This is a genomic window from Alteromonas sp. ABD4_190 (assembly GCF_056160105.1).
On record NZ_JBSWWN010000001.1, the window covers coordinates 3336504 to 3349054 of the forward strand.

The 12551-nt window shown below is 42.7% G+C and carries 8 protein-coding genes; 7 read left to right on the top strand and 1 reads right to left on the bottom strand.

Going from position 1 to position 12551, the window contains the following annotated elements; all coding sequences use genetic code 11:
* Positions 1-118: 118 nt before the first annotated feature.
* The 7 genes from ACXAFM_RS14585 to ACXAFM_RS14615 all read left to right on the top strand — a co-directional run bounded on the left by ACXAFM_RS14585 (position 119) and on the right by ACXAFM_RS14615 (position 11879).
* Positions 119-1207, top strand: a complete 1089-nt coding sequence (locus ACXAFM_RS14585) for a tryptophan 2,3-dioxygenase family protein (RefSeq protein ID WP_474831391.1) — start codon at positions 119-121, stop codon at positions 1205-1207.
* Between the two features lie 251 nt (positions 1208-1458).
* A complete protein-coding gene (locus tag ACXAFM_RS14590) occupies positions 1459-4404 on the top strand; it encodes a TonB-dependent receptor (RefSeq protein WP_474835036.1) in 2946 nt (981 codons plus the stop codon).
* Positions 4405-4730: 326 nt separating this feature from the next.
* Positions 4731-7532, top strand: a complete 2802-nt coding sequence (locus tag ACXAFM_RS14595) for a TonB-dependent receptor domain-containing protein (RefSeq protein ID WP_474835038.1) — start codon at positions 4731-4733, stop codon at positions 7530-7532.
* Positions 7533-7621: 89 nt separating this feature from the next.
* Entirely contained in the window at positions 7622-8752 is a 1131-nt protein-coding gene (locus tag ACXAFM_RS14600) for a prolyl hydroxylase family protein (RefSeq protein WP_474835040.1), read from the top strand.
* A 5-nt stretch (positions 8753-8757) separates the two neighbouring features.
* Positions 8758-9030, top strand: a complete 273-nt coding sequence (locus ACXAFM_RS14605; RefSeq protein WP_474835042.1) for a hypothetical protein — start codon at positions 8758-8760, stop codon at positions 9028-9030.
* A 51-nt stretch (positions 9031-9081) separates the two neighbouring features.
* Entirely contained in the window at positions 9082-10071 is a 990-nt protein-coding gene (locus tag ACXAFM_RS14610; protein WP_474835044.1) for an aspartyl/asparaginyl beta-hydroxylase domain-containing protein, read from the top strand.
* Complete coding sequence (locus ACXAFM_RS14615; protein WP_474835046.1) at positions 10071-11879, top strand: 2OG-Fe(II) oxygenase family protein; 1809 nt, start codon at positions 10071-10073, stop codon at positions 11877-11879. Before ACXAFM_RS14610 ends, ACXAFM_RS14615 begins: the two co-directional genes overlap by 1 nt.
* Positions 11880-11888: 9 nt before the next feature.
* Here the strand turns inward: ACXAFM_RS14615 and ACXAFM_RS14620 are convergent, their stop codons facing one another.
* Complete coding sequence (locus ACXAFM_RS14620; RefSeq protein ID WP_474831372.1) at positions 11889-12443, bottom strand: 2OG-Fe(II) oxygenase; 555 nt, start codon at positions 12441-12443, stop codon at positions 11889-11891.
* Between the last annotated feature and the right edge of the window lie 108 nt (positions 12444-12551).

Sequence of the window (12551 nt, forward strand, 5' to 3'; positions counted from 1 at the left end):
CGCGATACGACATTACCCTAAGCTATGTAACCTTATAATATATAGCTTGTATTCTGGGGATGTCGAGGTGACGGTGATAGTATTAACCAGTTAAAATTAGTATTAAGGCAGCACTAAAATGAAAAAGAATATAGAGCCCTGCTATTACGGCGATTACTTACATTTAGACAAAGTATTGGGCGCACAAGAATTGCAGAGTGAAAAATACGGTGATGCTGCGCACGAAGAGATGCTATTTATCATCGTACATCAAGTTTACGAACTATGGTTTAAACAGGTTCTTCACGAGCTCAATGCCGTTATTGATACCTTTAACCAAGAAACGGTAAAAGATCAGCAGTTAACACTCGTTGTGCATAGACTCCAGCGAGTCATACAAATACAAAAATTAATGAATGATCAAATTGCTATTATGGAAACCATGACGCCACAGCAGTTTTTGTCATTTCGAGATTACCTTGTACCTGCGTCTGGTTTCCAAAGTATTCAGTTTAAACGCTTAGAAATTTCTCTTGGTTTAAAACGCGATTTTAGAATCGATTTCGATAAGCAAAGCTTTTACAACCGACTGACCGATAAAGATAGGGCGCTACTAGAGAGCCTCGAGAGCAAACCAAGTTTGTTTGAACTGGTCGATAATTGGCTATCTAGAATGCCGCTATTAAAAACAGAAGGGTTCGATTTTTGGCAATACTACAAAAATGCAGCCGACGAAATGTTGAAAGATGACCATCACACCATTTCTACCAATGATATGTTGTCGGAGACTGAAAAACGCCAGGAGCTTAAAGACCTCCAAACCACTACGGAAAACTTCGACGCCCTGTTTGATGAAGCTAAATTCGAAAAGCTTCGAGGTGAAGATAAGTTCCGGCTAAATCATAAGGCGCTATTGTCTGCGCTATTTATTAAGCAGTATTCCGAAGAGCCTATCTTTAATCTTCCGTTTCAACTTATTACTGCATTAACTGAAATAGACGAGCAGCTCACTATCTGGCGCTACCGTCATGCAATGATGGTGCAGCGCATGCTGGGCACTAAGATTGGGACCGGAGGGTCTTCTGGGCACCAGTATTTAAAGAAAACTACTGAGTCTAATCGTATCTATCTAGACTTTTTTAACATGGCAACATTTTTATTGCCTAAAAGTGCGTTGCCTGAGTTACCTGAATCTGTGAGAAAGCAGCTAGGTTTTTATCTACAGTAGACTTTAATATGCGAAAAAGTGCATTTTTATCAGTTGTTTATTAATATTTGAGGCGGGTTCTACGGGTAATCGCTTAAAAGAATCGTTTCGTCGCAATTTACCCTCAAATAAGTTGATCACTCTGCTCTGGATAGTCAATTATCCTTTTGGGTAATATTTATTATCTTTAATAATTACAATGATTTAGGTTGGCTTAATTGATTTTTCATAAAAGCTTAACACTAAATCGAGACTAACCAGGGAATACGTACATGTATCAAATCAAGAGAAGTGCAGTTGCATTAGCGGTTGCACTGTCAATTGGTGCAATTGCACCAGCTTTAGCGAATAACACGAATGGCTCTATTCAAGGAACATCTGTTCAAGTAAATGGCAGCAGCCTTGCAAATGTTACCGTTACCATCGAAAACTTAGACACGGGTCTAACACGTTCTGTACAAAGTGATGAGTCAGGAAACTTCCGCTTTCCACTACTTCCTGCTGGTAACTACAAAGTTACCGCCGAAAAGAATGGATTTCGTACTACCATTCAAGAATCTGTAAAAGTTGGTATTAGCGGCAAAACAAATCTAGATATGCGTCTTGCCAGCGATGACGTAGAGCGTATTGAGGTTACTGGCACCACTATTGCCATGGTTGACGTGACGAGTTCAAGTACTGGTATCGTAGTAGATAGCGTAACGTTAGATAGAGTACCGGTTCCACGTAACCTGACTTCTGTAGCGCTATTAGCACCAGGTACTACTCAAGGTGACTCAGCATTTGGAGATCTGCCTTCAATTGGCGGTGCGTCTGTGGGCGAAAATGGTTACTACATTAACGGGTTAAACATCACTAACTTCCGTACTGGCGTGGGTTCAAGTGAGCCACCGTTTGATATGTACGAAACGTTTGAAGTAAAAACGGGGGGGTATTCAGCAGAGTTTGGACGTGTAACAGGCGGTGTTATCAACGCTAAAACCAAAAGTGGTACTAACGAATTCAAAGCGGGTGCCAACTTTTACTGGGAACCAGATGCACTTCGTGAACAGCGTGATTCCTCACGCAATAACGTCAATGGCTTGTACCGAATTGACAATACGCAAGATGAAGTCGATGAGTGGGACGTTAACGTATGGGCAAGTGGCGCTTTAATTGAAGATAAGTTGTTCTTCTATGCGTTATTCAACCCTCGCTCAGCAGAAAATAACTACGCAGGTGCGCAAACTAATACGTCTGACGGTGTTCTTCAGAACGGTTATTTCGAAAAAGATGACGATGCATTCTGGGTAGCCAAAATTGATTGGTACGTTACTGAGAACAATATTCTTGAAATCACAGCTTTTTCTGATGAACGGTCTACAGAAATCACGACTTATGATTCTGTCGACGGCGGTGATTACGTTAATGGTCGTGTAGGGTATGAAGATGAAGGTGGTTTAAACTACACGGCAAAATGGACGAGCATCATTAGTGATGACTTTTCAATATCTGCTCAGTACGGTATCAACAAACAAGACAGAACTGTGCGAAGCGAACTAGACGGAAACCCAGTGGTTTACTACCGCTATGACAGCACGTCAGCGTTTGTTCCAACCAACACATGGGCTAATTTCACCGCGGAACAGGGTGATGATGAACGTGAAGTTATTCGATTGGATGCTGACTGGTACGTGGGCGACCATTCAGTACGTTTTGGTGTTGACTACGAAAAACTAACCTCTAATAGTAACACGGTTAACTCTGGTGGTGCTTACTATCTGTACTACGTAGATGATAGTGACGCAGCTAACGAAGAAATTTACCAAGTTCGTTATCGCGACTATAACGTAGGTGGTCAGTTCGACTCTGAAAACTTTGCTTTTTATATTCAAGACCAATGGCAGGTTACTGACAACCTAGTTATTAACGCAGGTCTTCGCAACGATACGTTTGAAAACTTTAATGCTGATGGCGAGTCTTTCGCTAAGCTCGATAACCAGTGGGCACTTCGTCTAGGTGCGGTATGGGACGTATTTGGTGATGGCGAGTCTAAAGCATGGGCGAGCTACGGCAGATACTACTTGCCAATTGCAGCAAACACGAATATTCGTCTTGCGGGTGCTGAAACCTATACACAAGAGTACTACGAGTTTGAAGGTTTTGCTGATGAGGCGTTAGGTATTCCTAATTTAACAGGTGCTAAAACCCAGCCAGATGATGTTTTCGCCGATGGTACTGCAAAGTCTCCAGATGAAATTGTAGATCAGAACTTGGATTCAATGTACTCGGATGAATTTATCGCAGGCTATCAGTTCCAGTTGAACGATGAATGGAGCATGTCAATTCAAGGTACATATCGCGAGCTTTCTACTACTATCGAAGATATGGCGATTGATGCCGCTGTTATTGAGTGGGCGGCAGCAAATGGCTACGGTGACGTATCTGATATCTGGGGTGGTTTCCATCAGTATGTGTTAACTAATCCTAACTCTGATATGCGCATTGGTACTACCGAGTTACCGGGTGCTGAAGGTGAGCTAGTTTTCATGGACTTATCAGCGGAAGATCTGGGCTACCCTGATTCTATTCGTAAATATGCAGCGGTAGATTTTATGTGGCAACGAGCATGGGACGGTGTATGGATGCTTAACGCGGCGTACACGTGGTCACACAACTGGGGTAACAACGAAGGTTATGTTCGCTCTGACAACGGTCAAGATGATGCAGGTTTAACAACCTTATTTGATCAACCTGGCCTGCTTGATAACGCCTATGGTGACTTGCCGAATGACAGACGTCATCAGGTTAAACTTTACGGCGCTTATGCTGTAACTGAAGACCTAACCCTTGGTGCCAACCTTCAGTTCTGGACCGGTCGTCCAATCAATGCGTTTGGTTACCACCCAACAGATATTTTTGCTCAGGCTTATGATTCAGAGTCGTTCTTTGCCGGTGGCGAGCCAGCGCCTCGTGGCTCTCGAGGCCGCACGAGCAGCTATTATTCAATCGACGTTTCAGCGTCATATAATATCGATATTGGCGAAGACCAAACACTAGTAGTTCGAGCAGATATTTTTAACCTGCTCAACAACGACCGTGTGACAGAAGTTAACGAAATATACGACGATGAAAGCTCAGCTGATCCAACGAATCCTGATGTAAACCCAAATTACGGTCTACCGACCGCATGGCAAACACCTAGATACGTTCGTTTCAGCGTAAATTACTCGTTCTAATACGCTTTTAGAGCAAAAAATAGAAATAGGGCGCGGGTATACTTAAGGTGTAAACCGCGCCTATTTTATTGGTTAGTATAAAAAGTATACTGTGAGGTTGTTTTTTGTGCTTCAAATGTTAAATGTAAGTTAATATTTACGAAACAAGGTAAAAATAGAAAAAAAAATTGAACTTTTACGGAACACCCGTCTGATCCCAGTTGACCGTTCGCTAAGGATGTGGTTATTATCAAAGTGAGGCTTTGACCTTACTAATAATAATTCGTTATATAAACGATTTAAGAAACACACACTAAAGAGTTTTTAGTGGTCCAGGGAGACAATACATGTTTATAAACTCTAAGCTGGCTAAGTCAGTGAAGTTAGCGTGCGCATTCGGTGCTGCATCATCTATCGGCTTCACTGGTGCAGTTAACGCACAGGAAACCGAAGAAGCAGCGGACGCAGTAGAAAAAATCGAAGTAACAGGGTCTCGTATCCGTCGTACCGACATTGAAGGTGCAAACCCAGTTACTGTTATGTCACGTGTTGATATCGAAAAATTCGGTATTACTTCAATTGGTGACGTTCTTCAGTCTATCCCAGCAGCTGGTTCTGCTATTAACACAAACAACAACAACGGCGGTAATGGTACAACTACTATCAACATCCGTGGTATCGGTTCAAACCGTACACTAGTTCTTGTTAACGGTAAGCGCTGGTCTCCAGGTCTTACTGGTTCTGTTGACCTTAACAACATCCCAGCGTCTATCATCGAGCGTATCGAAGTACTTAAAGATGGTGCATCTGCGGTTTACGGTTCTGACGCGGTTGCAGGTGTTGTAAACATCATTACTCGTCAAGATTTCGAAGGCGTTCACGCGTCTGGCTACATTGGTCAGTACGATGAAGGTGACGGTAACAAAGAGCAGTGGGATATCGGCTTTGGTACCGCTAACGACAAAGGTAATGTTTACGTAAACATCAGTTACGTAGAAGAAGAGCCTACACTTGCGGGCGACCGTGAAATCTCTGCAGTACCTACTTTTGGTACGCCAGAAGGTTTCGGTGGCTCATCAGCGCCACCTCAAGGCCGTTTTTGGACTTTTGACCAGGCTGACACTAGCTTTAACCAACAAGGCGACGGTAACGGCGGTCTAGAGCCGTGGGTTGAACCTTCTAGTCGTTTCAACTTTGCGCCGTTTAACTATCTATCTACGCCGCAAGAACGTACTAACATATATACTCAGGCACGTTATGAACTTACAGATAACCTATCTGTTAACGTAACTGGTTTCTACGGTAACCGTAAGTCAGAGCAGGCTCTTGCGCCTACTCCATTATTCATCGGTACTGCTTTTGGTGACTCGGGCTTTACGCTAGCAGCGAACAACCCGTTCAACCCATATGGTGTAGATATTTCAACTGACCAATCAGTACTAGATGCAGATCCAAATGCACGCGAAATGTTCTTATTCGGTCGTCGTATGATGGAAGCGGGCTTCCGTAGCTTCAAACAAAACGTTGACCAGTTCCAGTTTAACGGTGGCTTCGAAGGTGTAATTGAATTTGCTGACAGAGAGTTCTTCTGGGATGCAAACTACACATACGCTGACATCACTCAGAACCAGTTAACTGACGGTCTTCTAAACATGAACCGCGTAGCACAAGCTATCGGCGACCCAGCTAACTGCACGGGCGAGTGTACTCCGCTGAACCTATTCGGTGGCTCAACAGACATCGGTGAAGGTACTATCACGCAAGAAATGCTTGATTACATCACATTCACTGCGCAGGATGAGCAAAGCACTTCTTTAGAAAGCTACTCTGCAAACATCTCTGGTGAGCTTATTGAGCTTCCAGCTGGTTACCTAGCGTTCGCATCAGGTTACGAGAAGCGTTGGCAGGAAGGTTATGACCAGCCAGATGCAATCATCGCTGCGGGCATCACTTCAGGTAACGCGCGTCAGCCTACCGCTGGTGCATTCAGTGTCGAAGAAGTTTACTTAGAACTTGCTGTTCCACTACTTTCAGATATGCCTGGCGTAGAGCAGCTAGACCTAGAGCTTGCTACTCGTTACTCTGACTACAGCAACTTCGGCGACACCACTAACTCTAAAGTGGGTATTAAGTGGCGCATCAATGAAGACCTACTTGTTCGTGGTACTTGGTCTGAAGCATTCCGTGCTCCATCACTACAAGAATTGTTCCGTGGAAACAGCGACAGCTTCTCTCCACTAACTGACCCATGTAATGGCGGTGCGGCTGGTAACCCTGACCTACCAGGCTGTGCAGGCATCCCTGCTACTTATTCGCAACCTAACACGCAAATCCGTACTACTATCGGTGGTAACGCGGACCTTAAAGCTGAAGAAGCAGAGAGCTTTACATACGGTTTCGTATACTCGCCAGAAGCGGTTGAAGGCCTATCAATCACGTTTGATATCTTTGATATCGAAGTTGATAATGCGGTTTCTACTGTAGGTGCACAGACTATCCTTAACGCTTGTGCTGAAACTGGTGTTAACCTTTGTTCACTAATAACACGTGGTGCTGGTGGTAACGTTGTTGACCTATTCAACGGCGCAACTAACCTTGGTGGTCAGACAACGTCTGGTTTCGACTACAACGTAGCTTATAACTTTGAAACTGAGTACGGTGACTTCCGCATCAACTGGGATGGTACTTATGTTGACGAGCGTACTACTATCGTAATCGACCCAGTAACAAATACATCTACTGAGTTTAACGATGCCGGTCTTGCAGGCGACCGTGACGTTGTTCCACGTCTACGTACCAACCTAGCAGTTACTTGGGCATACGACGACTGGACAGCTAACTGGCTAGTTCGCTTCATCGGTCACACGACTGAAGAGTGTTCAATCAGCGATTCACTTGACCAAGAACTATGTAGTGATCCAAGTGAAGAGATTGGTGGCGATAGCTTCAACGAGCTTGAAGATATGGCGTACCACGATGTATCACTAGGTTATGCGGTTAACGACAACCTACGCATCACGCTTGGTGTGAACAACTTGTTCGACACTGACCCAGAAGTTTCTTACTCGACGTTTGCTAACAGCTTCGACCCGTCTATGTATGAAATCCCTGGACAGTTCTTCTACTCACGAGTAAACCTTAACTTCTAATTGAAGTTGTAGATAGAATGATAAAAAGCCTCTTCGGAGGCTTTTTTGTTATGTGTGACCCGTCCTAAATATTGTGTGGACAACAGGTAATGAATATAGAACAGTGTATCAAGAATGCTAACCAAGCCCATGTATCAGGCAACACTGATGAGGCAATGCAATGGCTAAGGCAAGCTGGCGAATTGGGAGACGTTAATGCAGCGCTAGATTATGCTTATTTTATATCAGGGGAGAACCCTGGTGAATCAGTAGCGTTCTTAAAAGGGGTAGAGTGTGCTGATAACCCCGTCGTACAGTTCCATAAATTACAAATTGGTTACTTTGGTGACGTAATAACGAATACCGAGTTGGTGGCTAAAACGTTACTTGCACTCGGTAATAAAGGTGTTGTAGAGGCCTACTTAGTTGCGCTTTCTTATCTATCGGTAGGTAGCGCTACATTTTCTTACATTGCGGACAAAGTGTGTCACCTAGCACCGAATATAAGTAAACAGCTTAATTTGGTTTCGTCTATACAAGATATTATTGACGAGGGCGTTCACCAAGAGGCCATTGAAGAAATATCCGCATCTCTGCATAGAGAATATAAGCCTTCAAAAGTGCTAGATAATTCCCTGCCTATTGAAGTTTATGAAGGCGTACTATCTGAATACGAATGCTGCTATTTAATTACGAAGTTTAGCGCGTTGTTGCAACCGTCAATGATTGTAGATCCTTTAACGGGAGAGGGTAGGATTGATAGTGTTAGAACAAGTTATGTAGCGATAATAGCACCTAACCATTGCGACTGGATTACCCGCAAGCTAGACAAATTAATATCACAGGTAACGAACACACCAAGATGTAATGGTGAGGCATTGAATATGTTGAGGTATGAGCCGGGCCAGCATTACAAACCTCACTATGACGGATTAAACGAAAAAAACGATGCGCTAATGTTTAAAGATGGCAAACAGCGCATTAAAACCACGCTTGTGTACTTAAATACGGTCAACGAGGGAGGGGAAACTCTTTTTCCAAAGCTTGATATTAGCATAGCGCCAACAAGCGGAAATATGGTTGTTTTTCCTAACACAGATGAACACGGTAAGTTATTGTTAAATAGCTACCATGCCGGTACGCCAACTGTTTCAGAAAATAAATGGTTAGTTACAAAATGGATTAGAGAATGTACAACCATTTATGGTAATGTAGTTTACGGTACTTATACTAAGGGATAACACGGATGAAAAAAGTAACAAAAATAATTCTTGCATCAAGCCTTGCTCTAACACTAGGTGCATGTGGTTCAACCAGTAATCAAAGTTCTCAGTATGCGAAGGCTGATACCAATGCAGAAGACGATGGTATGGTCTGCAAAATGGAGAAAAAGATAGGTTCAAACCGCATGCAACGCGTTTGTTACTCAGTAGAAGAACGAGAGCAAATGCGTGAAGCTGGTCGCGACGGCTGGTTGCGCATGCAGCGTGGAACAGAAACTGGCGGCGGTGACCTGTAAATACATCCAATGTTAGTTTAATATGGGAGGCAAAACGCTTCCCATTTTTGTATGACTAAAAAAAACGATAATAGCCCTGAAGACGCACTAGCGCGGATCACAGTCGCAATTAATTCGGGCGACTATGATGACGCACTTTCTCTTTACCGCGATGTTTATTCGCACTACCCTGATTATCTGTCGCCAGAACCTGACGTTCTGCTTTCTAAATCTCAAGCTACACATATTCATAACGCGGCTAATTTAGCTCGACGTGATCTATTTGCAAAAACCGCATCAATGGGTTCGAGTGAAAGAATTAAACGTGCTATCTCGATGTTTTGTGGCGCGGAACAAAAGAGGTTTGATAAGGCACTTCAAGCCCCTAGTTTTTTATTTATTCCAAACCTTCCCTCCGTGCCGTTTTCAGATATAAGTGTGGTGGAAGGGCTTGATATATTTATTGAAGCGCTTAGTACCCATAAAGACGCTTTTATGTCTCTATTGTCACGTGCTAACGAACAGTACATTCACGAAATAGGCGTTGTGCCTGACACCGAAGAGTGGGCAAGGTTAACGGAAAATTGGAATTCGCTCCATGTTATGAAAGCAGGCAAGTTTACCGAACATAGTGATTACTTGCCCAGTGAAGTAAAAGCATTATTTAACTCGCCAATTCTGGCCCATTGTCCGGTACACGCGCCAGAGGTAGTCATTTCTGTGCTGCAGCCACGTACTAAAATCCCTCCCCATTTCGGCATTTCTAATCTTAAGTGGACGTTACATATTCCACTGGTAGTTAATGATAAGTCCTATTTACAGGTCGCTAATGAACGCATGTATTGGAGCGAAGGAAAAACAGCGATTTTGTTTGACGACAGCTATCAGCATAGCGCAGAAAATGAGGCCGAAACGGCCCGGGCAGTCTTAATAATAGACATTTGGAATCCCCATCTAACGCTTAAAGAGCGAGAAGATGTAGCCCATTTTATTTCCAAATATGGGGAATGGTCTGTGCAGTATGGAGCGCTAGCTTCTTTGGATAAAAGGTTATATAAATAATGCAGTCGCAGCCAAATATTGTCATTCCAACCCTCATTAATGCTTTTAACCGAGGGGATTTTCTTTTTGTTATAAATACATTAAAAAAAAACGGGGCGTTAGTTCGTGTAGACCCTGTAGTCTCTCAATTACACGGCAGTGCGTTAAGGAAAATAGGTCAACTTGATGACGCTATTAAAGTCTTTGAGAAAGGCTTAAAGCTGTTTCCACAGTCTACTGACCTAATGAACAGCTATGGAAATTTGTTCCTCGACAAAATGCAAAGCGAAAAAGCTATTTTATGGTTTACAAAAGCGTTAAAAATCAAGCCTAACGCGTTTGATTACAAGTATAATTTAGCAAGAGCTTTGTATGCTGCTAAGCGCTATAGCGAAGCTGAAAGTCATTGTCATCAGCTGTTGGCAAAGCAGCCAAATAAAAACACAGTGTTACTGTTAATGGCATCAGTGCTTGTGGAGAGTCAACGTGACGGCGAGGCTGAGCGTTATTTAAAGCAATTATTATCCAGCGAGCCACAAAATATAAAAGCGCTAAACAATTTAGGAAATATAAAACGCAAAAATAGCCAGCTTGATGAAGCAATATCGCTCTACCAAAAAGCACTGTCGACGGGAAATCCAACTTCAGAACTTTTTCAGAATCTAGCGGCAGTATTAGCATTAAAGGGGTCAATGAATGAGGCCTTCGCCACTTATAAAGAGGGGATACGGCTTTTTCCTACTAGTGTAAGTTTGCATAAAGAATATGCTCATTTAGCTTGGGTTCAAAATCTGGAAACGCCGTTTTCTTATTTAGAAGCAAACTTATCAATTAACAACCCTGATTTAATTTTAGCTTATACGGAATTTATGATTAGGGTAGAAGAGTACGATAAAGCTAAGCTATGGTTAGAAAAGCTCGTTGAAGCTAAACTTCCCACTTATCAAATTGCCGTAGCGGCCAGTTTATCAAATACGCTAAGAGAGCTTGGCTATTTTGAAAAAGCGCTAGCAAACGTTAGTGTCAAAGCGTCTAATCCCACGCTAGAGACACTTCCTTTACTGATTGAGAAAAGTTACTCATTATTAAGCCTTAAAAGGTACAAAGAGGCTGTAAAAGCGCTCGAGCTTGTGTGCCGAATTGCGCCCCTTAATCAGGGCTACTGGACATTATTATCTACAGCGTACAAAGCTAATGGTGATGAGGCCAAATATAATCAGTTATGCGATTATCAAAGGTTTGTGAGTGTGCAGCCGTTGTTAGGAAACGAGGACACGAACACAAAATTTATAAACATCCTCAAAGCGCACCTCAATACGCTTCACAACAACGAAAAACATCCTATTGGGCAATCGCTTCGCAATGGTTCTCAGACATTTGAAAACCTTCTCGATTCAGCGCATCCAGTAATTAAAGAGCTAAAAACTTCAATTGAAGCTAGGGCTAAATCATTTCTATCAACACTTACTAAAGAGAAAAAACATCCATTTTTATCCCGTCTGAGTCAAGACATTGATTTTATCGGCAGTTGGTCGGTAAGGTTGCGACAGAAAGGATTTCACAAATCTCACTATCATTCAGAAGGGTGGCTGAGTGGAGTTCTGTATGTGGACGTACCGGCTGAAGTTAAAACAAATGGCAACGGTTGGTTGGTCTTCGGGAGGCCAGATATAAGTGGCGTCGAAATGCCAGAAGATTTTGCGGTGAAGCCGAAAGAGGGAAATATTGCTTTCTTCCCTTCCTATATGTGGCACGGCACAAATCCAATTGTAACTGATGAGCAAAGATTAACCGTCGCTTTTGATATCGTGCCAGATAAAACGAGTTAAGAGCCTGACTTAAGCTGGCTCTAACTTAAAAGCAAGGGTATATCGAGGCATGTAGCAAATACGGTTTGGTGGTCTACCTACATGTTTGATTGCTCCATGAAATACCACAGTCCTTCCAGGCTTAGGTGTGCAGGCGAAAACGCAATCATCTTTACTGTTGTAAAAAAGTGTTTCGCCACCCCACTCTATATCCCATTCAGGGCACAGGTAAACCAATACCGTAAGTTCATCTGATTCAGGCAAACAGTCAGTATGTGTAAAAAGCATATCCCCATAGGACGCATAATTAACATAGCCTCGATATGCTTTGTAGTGCTTACCGGTGGTATTGAATATTTCATTAATAGCGTGTTGATAAACTGCTAATCCTCGCACTTGTGTATCATTAAGCTCTACTGCCCAATGCTTGTATTGTGCAGTATCGGGACGCGCGATTTCAGTATGTTTGAATGCGCTAATTTCTAAACCTTTAAATATACCAGTTGCTTCTTCAAGAGAGCATAAATTGTCGAATACCCAAACAGGTTTGTCATCAATAGTGTAGCTATATGCAGGTGCGATCATAGTTTAATCATTCTTGTTATGTATAGGTGCGGTATAAATAACAAATTGTGTATAGCAAGCCAATGTTAAATTACACGATTATTTATTTACACTTTAGATTTGATTAAG